This window comes from Chryseobacterium nepalense, from assembly GCF_023195755.1.
Classification (GTDB): Bacteria; Bacteroidota; Bacteroidia; order Flavobacteriales; family Weeksellaceae; genus Chryseobacterium; species Chryseobacterium nepalense.
In genome coordinates, this window is record NZ_CP096203.1 from 2,634,769 (window position 1) to 2,652,751 (window position 17,983).

Sequence of the window (17,983 nt, forward strand, 5' to 3'; positions counted from 1 at the left end):
CAGGATTTGCATCCTATCCTGATTTATGTCGTCCCTTCGAGACTCTTTTTTTATTTAAGCAATGTCGTTTATTTCTGCAATGCTTTGCTTTTTGCCCAATCCTTCTTCATCATAAATCTGGATTCGTGAGCTTATATTTAAAATTATTCCCAGCTGTAAATAGGTTACCAGCATGGATGTCCCCCCATAGCTGATCAATGGCAACGGCTGGCCGGTTACCGGGATCAGATTGACGGCTACCGCAATATTTACGGAAAGCTGTATAAAGATCATTACCCCGAGACTGAGCACGAGCAACGATCCGAAAAATGCCGGCATTTTACTGGCAATCATTACAATCCTGATCATCATAATTAAATACATACTGATCAGAAAGGCTGCACCTATTACTCCATATTCTTCAACAATTACCGCAAAAATAAAGTCGGACGCAGACTGTGGAAGCATTTGTTTTAATGCGCTTTTTCCGGGTCCCATTCCTGTTATCCCACCGTGGACAATGGCTGCTTTAGCCTGCATTACCTGATAGTTTTTAGCTTTTACACTTTCATCGTCTACATCGGCCGACTTGGCTTTGCTTGAAGTAAAAGTTTCGATACGGCTCATCCAGGTGTGTACCCGGTTTCCTCCGATAAGGTTTGTGTTGAGTGCAATAATCAAAAACAATACAATTGCAATAAATGATGCGGAGATGAATCCTGCAATATATTTCCAGTGAAGCTGCCCGATAATCAATACAATCACAGAAACCATCAGGATCATTAATGCCGTAGATCCGTTATCTTTTGCAACAAGAACAAAGACAAGGAGAATAGGGCCAAAGATGTACATGATATTTTCAATCGGAAGCCTTTCTCTTGTTATTTTTTTGGTCAGATACCTGCAGAGATAAATGATCAGCATAAGGAATGCAAAAGAAGAAGGCTGGAATGATATCGGCGTCCCCGGAATTTTCAACCATCTTGAGGCACTTGCTCCATCGATGGTTTGCCCGGTAAACATCGTGACAATGAGAAGAATAATCATTAAACCAAGCAGTATGCTGCTGAGCTTTCCGATGTATTCATATTTTACCATTCCTACCACTCTCATGATCGAAAGACCTAAGACTACGAAGAACATATGCTTGATCACGTGACCTGTTGTAGTCCCGTTATTTACGATATATTCCAGATTTGAGCTTGCAGAATATACAGGGAAAATAGAGAAGATGGAGATCACAAGAATGACCATCCAAAGTACTTTATCGCCCTTCAGGAATTCAAATCTGTTTTCTGTATCTTGTTCGTTCATATTTAATGCTGTTAGCTTTTGGCTAATTGCCACCTGCTTTTAAAACCTGCTGTTTAAATTGTTGTCCCCTGTCTTCATAGCTTTTAAATAAATCAAAGCTTGCACAACATGGTGAAAGTAAAACCATATCTCCTTTTTTGGCCAGTGATTTTGATATCTTTACTGCTTCTTCCATGCTTGAAGTATCGTAAATAAATTCTTTTTTATCCCTAAAGAAGTTGATAATCTTTTCATTATCAATGCCTAAGCATACAATTGCTTTTACTTTTCTTTTGACTAAATCTTCAATTTCGGTATAGTCATTTCCTTTATCGATTCCGCCAACAATCCATACGGTTGGATTTTTCATACTTTCCAAAGCGTAATAGGTTGCGTTGACATTGGTCGCCTTGCTGTCATTGATGTATTTTACGCCATCAATCTCTGTCACAAATTCCAGTCTGTGCTCAACGGCCTGAAAAGTCATTAGTGAATTTCTAATACTTTCATTATTGATTTCCAGAATCTTACCCGCAATTGATGCAGCAAGACTATTGGCTACATTGTGATTGCCAAGAAGAGATAATTCCTCGATTTTCATTGAGAATTTTTCTTTCATTTTAACCACAATATTTTCATTATCAACAAAACCTCCTTCAGACAGTTTCTCTTTAGTGGAAAAAGGAATCATTTTCGCTTTAACCTCCAGCTTTTCAAGGATATTTTTGCTCATTTCATCATCTTTATTGTAGATGAAGAAATTGTCATTTTCCTGATTTTCCGTTATTCTGAACTTTGCTAATGCATATTCTTCATAGTTGTAATTGTACTGATCCAAGTGATCCTGTGACAAATTCAGCAATAAAGAAATATAGGGTCTGAAATTCTGAATATCATCAAGTTGGAACGAGCTTACTTCCAATACATAATAGTCGTACTTTTCGTCGGCAACCTGTTTAGCAAAACTGTACCCGATGTTTCCTCCTAAGCCTACATTCAAGCCGTCATTTTTCAGGATGTAATAGATTAAGGACGTCGTAGTTGTTTTCCCGTTGCTTCCTGTAATCGCGATGATTTTGGCATCGGTAAATTCCGAAGCAAATTCAATTTCCGAGGAAAGTCTTATTCCTTTATCGTGGATCTTATGAATGATGTCTGCCTTTTTAGGAATTCCCGGGCTTTTTACAATCCAGTCTGCATCCAGAATTCTTTCTTCATGATGGTTTCCTTCTTCAAATTCAATTTCATTATCCGTAAGAAACTGCTTATAGTGATCCTTAATAGCCCCCTGGTCTGAAAGAAAAACTTCCAGACCCTGTTTTTTAGCCAAATAAGCAGCGCCACAACCGCTTTCTCCTCCTCCTAAAACAACTATTTTCATACTTTTTTGCTTTATGCTGTAGCTATAAGCTTTAAGCCTGATGCTTATCGCTTATTGCATACCGCCGGTTTATCTCATCTTTAATGTAATGAGACATACAATTGCTAACATTACCCCTATGATGATCATCCTGTTAACGATTTTGCTTTCATGAAAACCGCCTTTCTGATAATGATGGTGAAGAGGTGACATTCTGAATAATCTATTGTTCTGGGCATATTCAAGCCCGTATTTTCTTTTTCTGTATTTGAAAACAATCACCTGAAGCATGACGGAAATGTTTTCTATTAAAAAAATTCCGCATAATACAGGAATCATCAGTTCTTTTCTCAGAATAATTGCCAGAACGGCGATTACACCACCCAGCATAAGGCTTCCCGTATCTCCCATAAACACCTGGGCAGGATAAGTATTGTACCAGAAAAAACCGATCACAGCTCCTACCATGGCGACTACAAAAATGGTGGTTTCACCCATGTTGGGAAGGAACATAATGTTCAGATAATCAGCGAATATGATGTTTCCTGAGAGATAAGCGAACAATCCCAATGTGAGTAAAATAACGGTGCTGGTACCTGCAGCAAGACCGTCTATTCCATCAGTAATGTTGGCACCGTTTGAAACGGCTGTTACAATGAAAATTACAATAGGGATGAAAACAACCCATGCCCATTCGTGAGCATCTTTATCATTCATCCAAAACAAAATTCCGCTGTAGTCGAATTCATTATTTTTTGCAAAAGGAACGGTGGAAACGGCAATCTTTTCGGTAGGCATGAAGTTTTGCTCTACATTGTTACGGTTTACCACTTTAGCGTCCAGATATTTTCTTTTTACGGTAATATCGGGGTGAAAGTACATTGTAACGCCTACAATCAGACCTAATCCCACCTGACCTACGATTTTGAACTTGCCACTGAGGCCGTCTTTGTTCTTTTTTATTTTTTTCAAGTAATCATCAAGGAAACCGATGGCGCCCATCCAAAGGACTGAAACAATGAGAAGAACAATATAAATATTGGTAAATTTTGTAAACAGCAATACAGGAATCAGCGTGGCCAGAATGATAATTAGCCCTCCCATAGTTGGAGTTCCTTCTTTTTGCTTCTGTCCATCTAAACCGAGATCACGTACCAGTTCGCCCATTTGTTTGGCTCTCAGATAATTAATGATTCTTTTTCCATAGATAAGAGCAATGGTTAAAGAAAACAGTACCGCCATTCCCGCTCGGAAAGAGATGTATTTCAACAATCCAAGTCCGGGGACATGGATTCCGTGGTTGGTTAGATATTCGTATAGATAGTATAGCATTTTTTCAAATTTTAATAAATGATAAATGATGACTGATGAATGATAAAACCAATTAACATTTATCAATTATCGATTATAAATTTTTACTTGCTCATCAATTTCCAAAGTTCATTAATGGTTTCTTTATCATCAAAATGATGTTTCACACCATTGATTTCCTGGTAGTTTTCATGGCCTTTTCCGGCTACGAGAACAATATCTTTCGGCTCAGCAAATTTTATCGCCATTTTAATAGCTTCCTTCCTGTCAGGAATGGAAGTATATTTGCTGAAGTTCTGGGGTTCTACACCCGCTTCAATTTCTTTGATAATGGCTGCAGGATCTTCCGTTCTCGGGTTGTCTGATGTGATAATCGCCAATGTTGATTTTTTGGTGGCAATATTTCCCATTTCAGATCTTTTAGCGTGATCCCTGTTGCCTCCACAACCGAAAACTGTGATCAGTCTTTCGTTTTTTGTCCTAATGTCGTTGATGCTGTCCAGAATGTTTTCCAAAGCATCCGGAGTGTGAGCATAATCTACAATAAAAATGATTCCGCCGTCTGATTTGAACGTTTCAAACCTTCCGGAAACCCTTTTTAGCTGGCTGATGGCCTGCAGAATTTCTTCCTGCTCAAAACCAAGCTCTGAAGCTATCCCAAACACCAGCAGTAAATTATAGACATTAAATTTTCCCGTCAGCGTTGTCCAGAATTCTTTTCCGTTGAAATTCAGCAGCATTCCGTTAAAATCCACTTCCAGTAATCTTCCGTGATAGTCTGCCATGGTTTTCAAAGCATAAGACTTTTTTGCTGCCTTTGTGTTTTGAAGCATGACATTTCCGTTTTTATCATCAATATTTGTGATAGCAACGGCGTTTCCATCCAGCTCATCAAAAAATCTCTTTTTTGTTTTTAGGTACTCATCAAAGGTTTTATGATAATCCAGATGATCGTGGGTAAGATTAGTAAATCCGGCGATTTTAAAATGGAGGCCTTCAATCCTGTTTTGGGCAATACCGTGAGAACTTACTTCCATGAAGGCAAATTCACAGCCTTCTTCAACTGCCTGAGCCAGAATTTTATTAATAGTGATAACATCAGGTGTTGTATGGGTTGCAGGAATGATCTGGTCTGCAATTCTTATCTCTACTGTAGAAATCAATGCAGAATCATAGCCTAAATTTTTGAAAACATCAAAAAGTAAGGTAGAAACAGATGTTTTTCCATTGGTTCCTGTAACACCGATTAATTTTAATTTTTCTGAAGGATTTCCGTAGAAATTAGAGGCCAGCTGGCCCAGCGCTTTAGATGAATCTTTTACTTTAACATAAGTAATACTTTCATCAAGAATTTCCGGAAATTCTTCACAGACAATAGCTTTTGCGCCTTTTTCTTCAGAAGCTGCAATAAATGAATGTCCATCCACAACCGTTCCTCTCATTGCGATATACAAAGAGTTTTCCGTAACCCTTCTGCTGTCGAAAACCAATTGTGAGATTTCACGGCTGTCATCACCATGAATTTCTAAAACTGGAATTCTCTTTAATAATTCATTTAACTGCATTTATACTGATGCTTTATATTCTTAAAATATTTTCATTTTTAATAGGATTTTATCCTATTCTGTTTTAAATTGTCCTTTCAGGACTGTTTCTTTAATTTTGCAGAGACAAATAAATTCTCTGATTCTTACTAATCATGGTGCCTTCCATTGGAAATTGCTCTTTAATTCTTCCTACGCCTTTAAAGTCAACACGATATCCCAAATTTTCCAATTGCGGAATCACGTTTTTACCGATCAGTCCCACAACATTGGGCATCTGTTTATTATTGACGGCTACTTTCACATTAGGCTCAACCATTTTATTGAGGTTTACCTTTCTGTCAACGAGCATTTCTCTTTCAATATTTTGTGGCGTTTTCAGGAACGTTTTTCCAGCAATTTCCTTAAATACGGGGGCTGCAACCGTTGCTCCGTAAAACCCTTTCGAAGTATTCGGCTCGCTGATCATTACATAACACGTATATTTTGGATTATCAGCGGGATAGAAGCCTGCAAAGGAAGAGCGGTATTTCATAGGCCCGGGAAGCCAGTATTCAAATCTTGCCGTTCCTGTTTTTCCCGCCATTTTCAGATTCGGGGTAAAAATACTCTTAGCCGTACCTTTTTCCACAGCTTTTGTTAAAGCATGTGTCATCATTTTAACGGCTTTGTCGGATGCCATTCTGCTCACCATTACTTCTGGTTTTGCATTGTACATAACCTTTCCGTCTTTCATGATTTTATCGATGAATAGTGGCTTCAGCATTTTGCCATTGTTAGCAACACCGTTGTAGAAAGTTGTAAGCTGTAACAAGTTAATATTGGTAGAATATCCATAGGCGATGGATGCTAATGTTGCGGCATTCCATCTTTTACTTTCCGGAGTAAGAATTTTTGGTTTTGTAATTCCGGGAAGTTCGATATCCATTTTATCAAACAATTTCCAGCGTCTCAAATGATCAAGGAAAATCTGGGGTTTTTCCGCATAATATTTCGTAATAAGCTTTGCAGAGCCTACATTGCTGGATTTGGCCAAAACATCACTGATGTCGTATGTTCCGCCGCCGTGGCCATCGGAAATTCTTTGTTTGGCATATACCCAGATTCCGTTTCCTACATCTACGGTTGTATTTTCGTCAATAAAACCGTCGTCCATTGCAGCGAGAAGGGAAATGGTTTTAAAAGTGGAACCGGGTTCGATATTATCTTTTAAGGCATAATTGTAAGAATCTACATACTCTCCGTCATCGTTTCTTCTTAGGTTCACCATTGCGCGAACCTTTCCTGTTTCCACTTCCATTACAATGACAGTTCCGTGTTTTGCTTCGAAATTAACAAGCTGTTTCTGCAAAGCCGAGTGCGCAATATCCTGAATTCTAAGGTCTAGCGTAGTGTAAACATCTTCTCCGTCAACAGGCTCCTGAACTTTCCAGAAGTCAATCGGTTTCCACTGTGAGGAATTAATTCTCTGTTCCAGTCTTTTTCCGTCGGTTCCTCTTAAATATTTTGAGAAAGCACCTTCAAGACCGGAACTGTACTCACCGTTATCCATTCCGATTGTTCCTGCTCCGATTTCGGAAGTAGCCAGTTCTCTTTTATAGTTTCTGTCGACAATAAAGCCTCCTTTATTTTTGCCTTTTTTGAAAATCGGGAATCTGCGGATTCTGTCGTACTGGTCAAAATCAAGACCTTTCACCAAAGTGTAATATTGGTTTTTCTTTTTTCTCTGCTCGTCAAACTTTTTTCTGAAGTCACCTCTTGGTTTCCCAAACATTTTGCTCAAAGAATCCGTTAATGCACCGATATTATTCGTGTAAACGGTATCCTTCATCGTTTTAAAATCAAGATAAATATCATAACGCATGACAGTTGTTGCGAGGATAGAACCATCTGAAGCGAAAAGATTTCCACGGGCAGCTTTAAGAGTGGCTTCGCGGTAATTTTTATTAATGTAATCGTCTTTAATTTCCTGAACATTAGTATTCTGAAGGATTACAATCCTTGCTAAAAACATGACAAACACGCACAAAGCTACCACTGCAAAGAGGTAGCCCCAACGTAACGTTTTTTTACGCTTGTTATCGTATTCATTTTGTTTTTGCATCTGTACTGTCCAGTTTTATGAGCAATTTATGAGGATGGCTTTCCAGGGTCATCAAAGAATCCCGGGCGACTTCTTTCCCCAACTCCGATTCCATTTTTACTTTGATCAGCTTACTTTGTGCATAAGCGTTTCGTGATTTATATTCTTCTGTTTCTTCCTTTAAGGCATTAACGATTTCTATCTTTTTATTAACCAGGTGATTGCTGTAAATCATGGCCATCATCAGCACAAAGAGCAGGAGAAAATACCGGTAATGTATTTTGATTTCATCCCGGTTCAGGAAATTTCCTTTTATAATGTCTATAAAAGTGAGTTTTTTCTGAGGACGATATGTTGTTCTTTTTGCCACAGACTTTGTCTGATTTATTTTTATATTATTTTGTTAACCACCCCGTCAAAAATTCTTTGAATTTTCGCCACCCCTCCAGAGGAGGGGAAGTTGCGGGTGGAATTTATCCTACCTTGATTCCTGTTCTCATTTTAGCACTTCTGGCTCTTGAGTTTTCTTCAATTTCTTTTTCATCCGGGATAATCGCTTTGCTTTTTACCAGCTCGAATGCTTTTTTATAATTTCCGTAAATATCTCTTTCCGGTTCTCCTTCAAACATTCCGTTTTTCAAAAATCTTTTTACCAGCCTGTCTTCCAGGGAGTGGTAAGAAATGACAACCAGTCTGCCTTCAGGTTTTAAAACATTGTATGCCTGAACAAGCATTTCTTTCAATACTTCCAGCTCCTGATTTACTTCAATCCTGATCGCCTGAAATAACTGGGCATAAAATTTATTTACCTTATGCGGCGGAATGTAACTGAAAAGTTTTTTCAGATCTTCCGTTGTTTCTATGCTTTTTGTTTTCCGGTGATGCACAATATCTCTTGCCAGCTTTCTTGCTTCTCTCAACTCACCGTAATGGTAAAATATATCCGCAAGCTCTCCTTCTTCATAATCATTGATAACTCTTTTAGCATCAAGATTCTGCATTACGTTCATTCTCATATCCAGTGGAGCATTGCTTCTTGTGGAAAAGCCTCTGTCGGCCTCATCAAATTGGTGGGATGAAACTCCAAGGTCGGCCAGAATACCGTCTACTTGGGAAACACCATGCATCAGCAGAGAGTTTTCGAGAAATCTGAAATTCTGATTGATTAATGTAAATCTCGGGTCATCGATCGTATTTTTAAGAGCATCGAGATCCTGATCAAAGCTGAAAAGCCTTCCTTTGTCGGAGAGTCGGCTCAATATTTCTCTTGAATGGCCGCCACCGCCAAAAGTACAGTCCACGTATGTTCCGTCTGGATTCGTTACCAAATCATCAACACTTTGCTTCAACAAAACGGGGTTATGATACATGTTTAAGTTGTGTTTTTTAGCTTTTTAATTAATAATCAACTTCGTTTATTCCTCATCGAAAGCGCCCATCACATCTTCGGCTAGGCTTGCAAAGTCTTCTTCGTTGATGGAAATTACTTTTTCGTAAGCGTCTTTATCCCATATTTCGAAGAGTTCTCCTGCGCTTGTAATTACAATATCTTTCTGAAGGTTTGCGAAAGTCATCAGATCTTTTGAGATCTGAAGTCTTCCTGCATTGTCCAGCTCTACTGTTTTTACACCTGCCGTAAACATTCTAATGAAATCAGCATTCTTTTTAATGAATCTGTTTAGTTTATTAATTTTGCCCATCACTTTATCCCATGCATTCATAGGGTAAACTTCCAGACAGGATTGGAACACGGATCTTTTAACTACAAACGTTTTATCGTCGAAGTTTTCCATTTGTTTAATCAAAGAAGAAGGTAGCTTTAAACGCCCTTTATCATCGATTTTACACTCATATGTTCCAATGAAATTTTTCATTTGGGACAAATTTATATAATAATTTCCAAAAGTTCCCACTTTTTCCCACTTTTTGCCTTAATGTTGATAAGTTTTATTAAATCTTGAATTTCAGTTGTTTAGTAAACTGGTATATAGGGTGTTGACTAAGTTGTTATTCAGTCCATAGCAAAGTGTTTAAGAAAAAATGCTTTAAAAAGCAGTTTGGTATATTATTTTTATTTTAAATTAGGCTTATCAAAATATTTTTGAGGTTTAATTTGTATTTTTGCAAGGCTTTATTAAGGCATTTTATGATATTTAGTACAAAAAAAGAAAAGAAATACACCTTCATTGAGGCGGGAGAAGGACATCCATTGGTGCTGTTGCATGGTTTAATGGGTGGGTTGAGCAATTTCGATAAGATGGTTGATTTTTTTTCAGACAGGGGATTCAAAGTATATGTTCCCCAGCTGCCAATCTACGATTTGCCGGTACTCAATACCAATCTTACAACATTAGCAAAATATATCGCCAAGTTTATTGAAACCCATGTAGAAGCGCCCGTAACTATTGTAGGAAACTCAATGGGAGGGCATATAGGGCTGATTTTAACACTGGCAAGACCGGATCTGATCAAAAATCTTGTTCTGACAGGAAGTTCAGGATTGTATGAAAGAACTTTCGGAGATAGTTTTCCGAGAAAAAACGACCGTTCGTATATCAGGAAAAAAACGGAAGAGGTTTTCTATGATCCTGCTATTGCTACGGAAGATCTTGTAGATGAGGTTTTTTCAGTGGTGAATGACAGGATGAAAGGGATCAAAACCGTCATGCTGGCCAGAAGCGCGATCAAGCATAATATGATTCATGATCTTCCGAAGATCCTTACGCCAACCTGTCTCATATGGGGAAAACAGGACAACGTAACGCCTCCTGAAGTAGCGGAAGATATGCATAAATTCATTCCGAACTCTGATCTGTTCTGGATAGACAAATGCGGTCACGCAGCCATGATGGAAAAGCCGGATGAGTTTAATGAAATTCTGTACAGCTGGTTAAAAGATAAAGTTTAAATTAAATATAAATGAACCATTAAGAACTTTCTTAATGGTTTGTTTTTCTAAAAATATTTTAAGATGGTTATTAAAACAGCAACATTCGTAAAGAGTAGCGGTAAATGGCAGGATTGTCCGGAGCCCAATATTCCGGAATATGCTTTTATCGGAAGATCCAATGTTGGAAAATCTTCACTCATCAACGCCATGATGAATCATAAAGATCTCGCCAAAACTTCCCAAACTCCAGGGAAAACCCAGCTCATCAATCATTTTTTAGTGAATGAAAACTGGTATCTTACGGATTTGCCGGGATATGGGTACGCTAAAGTGTCGAAGTCAATCAGAAAAGATTTTGAAAAGCTGATTACAAACTATATTCTTAACAGAAAAAATCTCGTTAATCTTTTTGTGCTGGTAGATTCCCGCCATAAACCCCAGACGATCGATATGGAATTCATTCAGTGGTGCGGGGAAAGCGGTGTGCCTTTTTCTATTGTCTTTACAAAAGTGGATAAACTAAAACCAAATGCCGCGATAAAAAATGTTGAAGATTATAAAACAGAGCTGCACAAAACATGGGAAGATCTTCCTGAAATCTACGTAACCTCTGCGGAGAAAAAAGAAGGTTGCGATGAAATCCTTGATTTTATTCAAAAAACCAATGAATTTCTGGCTAATAATAATGTAAATTTCGATGAGTAATATTATCTGGAAGATCAAAACTTTTGAAGAATTTACCATTCCGGAATTATATAATGTTCTTAAAGCAAGAATCAATGTTTTTGTAGTAGAGCAGAACTGTCCATATCCTGATCTGGATGATTATGATCAGAAAGCAATTCATATCTGGGCTGAGAAAGACGGTGAAATTCTCGCAAACTGCAGGATTTTTGACAAAGGCATTAAATATTCTGAAGCTTCGATTGGAAGAGTGCTGACCACTGAAAAGGGGAGAGGGAAAAATCTTGGAAAGCAGCTGATAGCCTATGCTCTTGAAGCTATCGAAGCACGCTTTTGTACCAGTGAAGTAAGAATTTCCGCACAGGATTATTTAATTAAATTCTACGGAGAATTCGGTTTTGAAGATACCGGAAAGAAATATCTGGAAGATGATATTCCGCATACGGAAATGATCCGCCGGAAAAAGCAGGAAAGGCTTTCAGATCTCTGAAAGCCTTTTCCAATATAAATCTAATTGTAAAAATGTTCTAATTTCCGTTTACGGGATTTTTTCTTTCGTAAGAATTATTGTCAAAACTGATTTTATAGCTGGATTTAAACAGTTTGCTTGGTTGATAATAATCTGTTGTAATAACCTGGGCACCACTTTCCTTAGCCTTTTCAAATCTTGAATAATCTTCTTTACGGGCTTCCATCGTATCTGCATCTGCCCGTGTTCTGATGATATATCCTTGTTTTACAAGCTCTGCAATTTCGGGATTCGGATCATTTCTGAATAACACCGCAGCCTCAGGCGTTCCCGGCTCGGAATTGGTGAAAATTATTCTTCCTTTCAGCGAAGGATGTCCTTTCATATAAAGATCTCTGTTTTCACTGTTGTTGTCGAGAACAAACAGAAACTTGCCTTTCGCATCCTGTACCTTTGGCCAGTTTTTATTTAAAACAGCTTCATTTAAAGTTTTATAAGAACCGCGGATATCATCCGGAGTAATGATTTTATTTTCCCCTAAATATTTTCTGAGCTCATTGTCAAGATCATCAAAAAGTTTTGAAGTATAATGTTCCGCTTCTGTTCCGAACTGGTTGGCTTTTCCATCCTTTGGTTCCAGAGTAATAAAAACAGGATCATGATCAGGGTGCATGTCCGACCATTTCTTTAAATCTTTCAGGCAGTCTTCCAGTGTATAATATTGTGTCTGGTAATCAATGTCTGTAATATGAATCATTTTATAGCCGGGCTTTTTCATTTTACCTTCGGGATCAAATGGCTGGGAAGTTTTTACAAGATCCAGAATTTTAGGATGGGCATATTTTCCGCCTTTGCTGTCTGCGTACACATCTATTTCAAGATTTCTTAAGCCGAGGTCCAGCTGTTGCGGAATAGGAATATGTTCATACTGAATTCTCGGCAGAAAATTCAAGGTGTCTTTTTGTGATAAATAGCGGTACACTTCCGGCAAAATTGCCTTTTTATAAGAATTATGGGAGCCTATTACCTGTACCTGATTTATTTTTAGATTATTAAGATTCTGCGTCTGTGACTGGAAAAGTTGTATAGATGTTACATACAATCCTAAAAGAACTACCTTTTTCATTGTTTCGATTTTCTTTGGCGAAATTAGGAAGTCTTATGATAGTCGGCTTGTATATTATGTTAAGTGTTCTTTAAGATTATGTAAATGAATATAACATGATGAATTATTAACTGGCTGAAAATTAAAATGTCAATTTTAAACAATCAATAAGGAATTGATATTTTATTGATTTTAAGATAATATTATGTTAAAATGTTTTCAGGTTAAACGTTTTTACTTTGTATCCCGAAATAAAAACTAACGACGGGCAGAAATGAAAACCACTGTTGCGGCAACAACAGCGGCTTTTACTAAGCATGTAACGTCTTGTAATTACTTACTTAATGATATGTACCACAAAATTAACTCTTTTAGTTTTAAAAAACTAATTCCGGTTGCGATGATTTTCCTGTTGGCAAATCAAACCTATGCAGAAAATCTTTCGGCAAATCACAGTATTGCTTTCCAGGTGAACGAAACAATTACCGGAAATGTAACGGATCAGGACGGTGCTGCCATTGCAGGAGCAACAATTACTGTTGTTGAAACCGGAACTCAGGCTACGACCGACGATGCCGGAAATTTCAAAATTTCTGCAAATATCGGTCAGACATTATCCATTTCTTATGATGGATATGAAATTCAGACAACCAAAATTTCAGGAACTGCGGTTTCGGTTCAGCTGAAATCAAATAAAGAAACCACCGCTATTGAAGAAGTAACACTTGTAGGATACGGGTCTCAGAAAAAATCTGATTTAACCGGTGCGATCAGCCAATTGAAAGCAGAGAACTTCAAAGAAGGGATGAATATTTCTGTAGACAACCTGATGCAGGGAAAAATCGCAGGGGTGCGTATTGTACAGACCAGTGGTGAACCGGGAGCCGGTGTGAATGTTTCCATCAGGGGAATCGGATCCATCAGAAGCGGAAGTACACCTTTATTCGTTGTAGACGGTGTGCCGTTGAATAACGACCCGGTAAGCGCGCAAAGCCCGAATGTAGGTTTGGGAAATGTACAGGCTAAAAACCCGCTGAATTTTCTGAATACTTCGGATATAGAATCAATCACAGTACTAAAAGATGCATCGGCTGCAGCGATCTATGGAGCAAGAGGATCAAACGGAGTTGTTCTGGTAACTACAAAAAGAGGAAAAAAAGGAGAGCCGATCTTCACTTATGATACCTATTTAGGTTTTTCTTCAGTCATTAAGAAGCTCGATCTTTTAACGGCGGATGAATATAGAACGGCTGGTATTAATCCTTTGTATGATCATGGAGGAAATACCGACTGGCAGGACGAAATTTACAGAAATGCCGTTTCTTCCAATCATTCGGTGTCTTTCTCAAAAGCTACGGACACAGGAAGTTATTTCGCATCCCTTTCTCATATGGATCAGGATGGTATTGTTTTAAACAGCAGCTTTAAGAGAACAACTGCCCGCCTGAATGCGGAAGAATCTTTCTTCGATAATAAAAGGTTAAAGGTAAAACTAAACCTTACGGCGAGTGACATCAAAGAAACCGGAATTCCGAACGGAGGAAATGCCGGTTCAGACGGTCAGCTGATTATCCATGCTTTGATGGCGAATCCTACCCGTTCTGTATACGATGAAACCGGAAATTTCACCAATTTCAATATGAATGCTCATTACAATCCTTTGTATTTGCTGAGTGTGTATAATGACAAAACCAATACATTCAGGATTTTGGGAAATACGGAAGCGACACTGAGAATTTTACCCGGACTTAATTATAAATTTAATCTGGGTGTTGATAAAACCATGTCGGAAAGAAATACAACCATGTACCCGAACGTTACCGACAGAACGCCGAAAGGGATGTATGTACAGGCTAATCTGGATTCTTACAACGTACTTTTGGAACATTATCTGACGTATGATTTTAATCTGAACAGGCATAATTTTAATGTTCTTGGTGGTTTCTCTTATCAGAAATTTAAGAATACGGGGACTTATTTCGGAGTAAGAGATATTGCTGCGCAGGGAGCGGGAATTTCTCCGGAAATTAATCCGGGATATTCGGGGACGGCTTTTGTTCCGGGTGCGGGTTATGCTCAGGAAAATGAATTACAATCCTATTTTGGAAGGGTTAACTATAATTTTGATAAGAAATATTTGTTAACAGCTTCCCTGAGAGCAGACGGTTCCACCCGTTTCGGAAAAAATAATAAATACGGATATTTTCCTTCTGTTGCTGTGGGATGGACGGTTTCTAACGAGAATTTCCTTAAAGATTCACAAATCATCAACGAATTAAAATTGCGGGGAAGCTGGGGACAAACCGGAAACCAGGAAGTTCCAAATAAAATTACGCAGGCAAGTTCGTCTCTTACGCAGGCCGCAGGATACTATTTATATCCTAATTTAAATTTAATTAACGGAGTATCTATTAACAGAACGGTAAATCCTGATCTGAAATGGGAAGTTGTGGAGCAGAGTAATATTGGTGCGGATTTCAGCTTATGGAAAAACAAATTATACGGATCGCTTGAATATTATCACAAAACAACAAAAGACCCTATTCTGAATATTCCTTCAAGCCCTCTAAGTCCTACCAGTACCGTATGGAAAAATGTCGATGCGAAAATTGTGAATAAAGGTTTTGAATTTTCATTAGGTTCAGAAATTATTCGGAATGAAAACTTTACCTGGAATGTTGATGTAAACGGAGCAACGGTGAATAATGTGGTAAAAGACCTTCCGGTTTCTGCCATTTATTCGGGAGAAGTTTCCGGGCCGGGACTTTCCGGGGTTACTGCCAATATTTACAGAAACGGCTATGAAGCAGGATCTTTTTATATGTACAATTACCTGGGAATAGACGCGAACGGGAAATACATTTATGAAGACCTGAATGCAGACGGAAGAATCGACCAGAATGACAGAAAGATCTTTGAAGGAGCTATTCCTAATTTCACATTCGGGATCAACTCTTACATGAAATATAAAAAGTTTGATTTCGCCTTCTCTTTTATCGGACAAACCGGAGGTTACCTGGTAAATAATACAGCATTGGATCTGAACATCAATAATTTGGCATCAGACAGAAACGTATTGAAAAGTTTTTATGAATCAGGGGCAAGCTTTACCAATCAGCCGCAGCTATCTTCATTATATCTTGAAAAATCAGATTTTCTTCGTCTGAATAATGTAAGATTAGGATACACTTTTGATATGAACCAATTGAAGTTCCTGAAAAGCATCAATTTGTATATCAGTGCTCAGAATCTGTTTACCATTACCAATTATTCCGGATACGATCCGCTTGTTGACACCAATAAGCAGGTGGGAGGAAACCAGTCTCTGGGAATTGATTACACTACTTACCCGTCTGCAAAGACATTCATTCTGGGAGCAACTGTTAAATTTTAATTAAGCTAAAAAATTATGAAATCTAAATTTTTAACGATCAATAAAATCATTTTATCCGTTGCTGTATTGGCCTTAACAGGCTGTACCAATCTGGATGAAAAAGTAATCGATGAGGTACTGGGTGCTGAAGTGGCAGATCCGGAAGCAGCTCTTGCTGCAGCGTATAGCCAGCTTGGGGAGGGAACTTTTGTAGATCACGGAAGTGTTTTTGCTTTGCAGGAATACTCTACGGATGAGGCGCTCTTACCAACGAGAGGAAGCGACTGGGGAGACGGCGGGAAATGGAGAGCCATGCATGAATTTACCTGGGATGCCAACAGTGATGTGGTAAAAACAACCTGGAACCAGCTGAATTTCGGAATTACAAAATCTTTAACCGCCATCTCAAGTGCCAATAAAAGTACGGGAAGCAATAAGACATTATTTTTAGCTGAAGCAAAAGGGTTATTAGCATTTTATACTTATACCACGATTGATTTATTCGGGCAGGCTCCTTACCGAGATCCGGACAATATCAACGCGCCGATCCAGATCAGAAAAGCAGATACAACCATCGATGAGCTGATTAAAGAAGTGGAAGGACTTATTCCTAATTTAGCGGATATTAAAACCCAGAATACCCATGCAGGAAGATTCACGAAACAGGCGGCTTATGCTCTTTTGGCAGATATGTACCTGAACAGGGCAGTTCTTAAGAATAAAACTGCAAGTTCCTTCAACTTCACGGAACAGGCTGTAAATGGGGGAGGGACGGATATGGATAAAGTAATTCAGTATTCTAATTTGTTGATTAATAATTCGTTGTTCAGCTTAGAGTCCAATTATTTCCACAATTTCGATATCAATAATGACAACAGTAAAGAAATGATTTTCTCAGTCGTTCAGAAGAAATTTGCAGGCTCTGATAAAGGTTCTGATAATGATCTTGCTTATATGTCGATGGAAAGAATTCAAAAGCCATCTCCGGATAACAGAGGAACCAATGCTTCTTGTATAACTCCTGAATTTTATTACTCGTGGAACGGAAATCACGATGACCCGCGCTTTCAGAGATCATACCAGTACGAAGACGGAACCTGGTTCCGAAATGACGGTACCGATGTGAGCGTGCCTTCTACAAGCAAAGTGGAAGGAACCGGAAAACCGTGGTTTCATTTCAACAGAGGTCTGCAGGTTGGGCAACAGTATGGTCCTAAAATTCTTTCAAATGGTAATTTTGATATGACTTCAGACGGAAGAATTAAAGTGTACAAATTATTCACAGAAAAAAATACGACACTAGCAGCTGATTTTACTCCTGAGCTGAATTTTGACAACCCTTCGGAGGCCGTATTTACGCAGGCACAGATCAACAGAGGGGTAAGAAATTTCAAGTTTGAATTTGATCCCGGGTACGGAAACAACGGAACGAGTGGGATGGATGTACCTTTGTACAGACTGGGAACCATCTATATGATGAGGGCGGAAGCGTATTTCAGAAGCGGAAATATAACGGCAGCATTGGCAGATGTCAATATACTGAGAACAAGCAGAACGAATGACGCTTTAAAGAACAATGCTCCGGGTATTGCTCTAACTACTCTTGATGCGAATACATTATTCAGAGAATCAGGATTTGAGCTTTACTGGGAAATGTACCGAAGAAAAGCCATGATCAGGTTCGGGAAATTTGATCTTGCCGGAACAGCAAAACCTGCATCCCAGCCTTACAGAAGAATTTTCCCGATTCCTCAGGCAACTATTGACGCCTCAAAAGATTTTACACAAAATCCTGGATATTAATATACTCATAGACTTACCATTAATTATTATTAGAAAAGCGAAGAGAACAGTTTCTCTTCGCTTTATTTTTTTAATCTTTTAAACCTTCA

Annotated in this window: 14 protein-coding genes; 5 read left to right on the plus strand and 9 right to left on the minus strand. The window is 38.4% G+C overall.

The window, feature by feature from the left end; all coding sequences use genetic code 11:
- Nucleotides 1-54: 54 nt before the first annotated feature.
- The 8 genes from M0D58_RS11655 to mraZ form a co-directional block, all read right to left on the minus strand.
- Nucleotides 55-1,293: an FtsW/RodA/SpoVE family cell cycle protein gene (locus tag M0D58_RS11655; protein WP_248389420.1), complete on the minus strand. Its 1,239-nt coding sequence runs from the start codon at nucleotides 1,291-1,293 to the stop codon at nucleotides 55-57.
- A gap of 22 nt (nucleotides 1,294-1,315) precedes the next feature.
- Nucleotides 1,316-2,653, minus strand: a complete 1,338-nt coding sequence (murD, locus tag M0D58_RS11660; protein WP_248389422.1) for a UDP-N-acetylmuramoyl-L-alanine--D-glutamate ligase — start codon at nucleotides 2,651-2,653, stop codon at nucleotides 1,316-1,318.
- A gap of 69 nt (nucleotides 2,654-2,722) precedes the next feature.
- Nucleotides 2,723-3,964 (minus strand): phospho-N-acetylmuramoyl-pentapeptide-transferase, encoded by a 1,242-nt coding sequence (gene mraY / locus M0D58_RS11665; RefSeq protein WP_248389424.1) that lies wholly within the window; start codon nucleotides 3,962-3,964, stop codon nucleotides 2,723-2,725.
- An 83-nt stretch (nucleotides 3,965-4,047) separates the two neighbouring features.
- Entirely contained in the window at nucleotides 4,048-5,508 is a 1,461-nt protein-coding gene (locus M0D58_RS11670; RefSeq protein ID WP_248389426.1) for a UDP-N-acetylmuramoyl-L-alanyl-D-glutamate--2,6-diaminopimelate ligase, read from the minus strand.
- 91 nt (nucleotides 5,509-5,599) lie between these two features.
- Nucleotides 5,600-7,591 carry a penicillin-binding transpeptidase domain-containing protein gene (locus tag M0D58_RS11675; protein WP_248389428.1) on the minus strand — a complete coding sequence of 664 codons (1,992 nt, stop codon included), beginning with the start codon at nucleotides 7,589-7,591 and terminating at the stop codon, nucleotides 5,600-5,602.
- Nucleotides 7,575-7,940 (minus strand): FtsL-like putative cell division protein, encoded by a 366-nt coding sequence (locus M0D58_RS11680; protein WP_090001746.1) that lies wholly within the window; start codon nucleotides 7,938-7,940, stop codon nucleotides 7,575-7,577. The genes M0D58_RS11675 and M0D58_RS11680 overlap by 17 nt, the downstream gene beginning before the upstream one ends.
- Nucleotides 7,941-8,043: 103 nt before the next feature.
- Complete coding sequence (rsmH, locus tag M0D58_RS11685; RefSeq protein WP_248389430.1) at nucleotides 8,044-8,940, minus strand: 16S rRNA (cytosine(1402)-N(4))-methyltransferase RsmH; 897 nt, start codon at nucleotides 8,938-8,940, stop codon at nucleotides 8,044-8,046.
- 45 nt (nucleotides 8,941-8,985) lie between these two features.
- Nucleotides 8,986-9,444: a division/cell wall cluster transcriptional repressor MraZ gene (gene mraZ / locus M0D58_RS11690; protein WP_248389432.1), complete on the minus strand. Its 459-nt coding sequence runs from the start codon at nucleotides 9,442-9,444 to the stop codon at nucleotides 8,986-8,988.
- Nucleotides 9,445-9,716: 272 nt separating this feature from the next.
- Here mraZ and M0D58_RS11695 point away from each other — a divergent pair, with 272 nt between their 5' ends.
- The 3 genes from M0D58_RS11695 to M0D58_RS11705 all read left to right on the plus strand — a co-directional run bounded on the left by M0D58_RS11695 (nucleotide 9,717) and on the right by M0D58_RS11705 (nucleotide 11,634).
- A complete protein-coding gene (locus M0D58_RS11695; protein WP_248389434.1) occupies nucleotides 9,717-10,478 on the plus strand; it encodes an alpha/beta fold hydrolase in 762 nt (253 codons plus the stop codon).
- Between the two features lie 63 nt (nucleotides 10,479-10,541).
- Nucleotides 10,542-11,165 (plus strand): ribosome biogenesis GTP-binding protein YihA/YsxC, encoded by a 624-nt coding sequence (gene yihA / locus M0D58_RS11700; protein WP_248389436.1) that lies wholly within the window; start codon nucleotides 10,542-10,544, stop codon nucleotides 11,163-11,165.
- Nucleotides 11,158-11,634: a GNAT family N-acetyltransferase gene (locus M0D58_RS11705; RefSeq protein ID WP_248389438.1), complete on the plus strand. Its 477-nt coding sequence runs from the start codon at nucleotides 11,158-11,160 to the stop codon at nucleotides 11,632-11,634. The genes yihA and M0D58_RS11705 overlap by 8 nt, the downstream gene beginning before the upstream one ends.
- A 37-nt stretch (nucleotides 11,635-11,671) precedes the next feature.
- Here M0D58_RS11705 and M0D58_RS11710 read toward each other — a convergent pair whose 3' ends face one another.
- On the minus strand, nucleotides 11,672-12,739 hold the full coding sequence (locus M0D58_RS11710; RefSeq protein ID WP_248389440.1) for a phosphatidylinositol-specific phospholipase C1-like protein: 1,068 nt from the start codon (nucleotides 12,737-12,739) through the stop codon (nucleotides 11,672-11,674).
- 328 nt (nucleotides 12,740-13,067) lie between these two features.
- Here M0D58_RS11710 and M0D58_RS11715 point away from each other — a divergent pair, with 328 nt between their 5' ends.
- Both M0D58_RS11715 and M0D58_RS11720 read left to right on the plus strand, forming a co-directional pair.
- Nucleotides 13,068-16,112, plus strand: a complete 3,045-nt coding sequence (locus tag M0D58_RS11715; protein WP_248394975.1) for a SusC/RagA family TonB-linked outer membrane protein — start codon at nucleotides 13,068-13,070, stop codon at nucleotides 16,110-16,112.
- Nucleotides 16,113-16,127: 15 nt separating this feature from the next.
- Nucleotides 16,128-17,894 (plus strand): RagB/SusD family nutrient uptake outer membrane protein, encoded by a 1,767-nt coding sequence (locus M0D58_RS11720; RefSeq protein WP_248389442.1) that lies wholly within the window; start codon nucleotides 16,128-16,130, stop codon nucleotides 17,892-17,894.
- Nucleotides 17,895-17,983 lie beyond the last annotated feature (89 nt).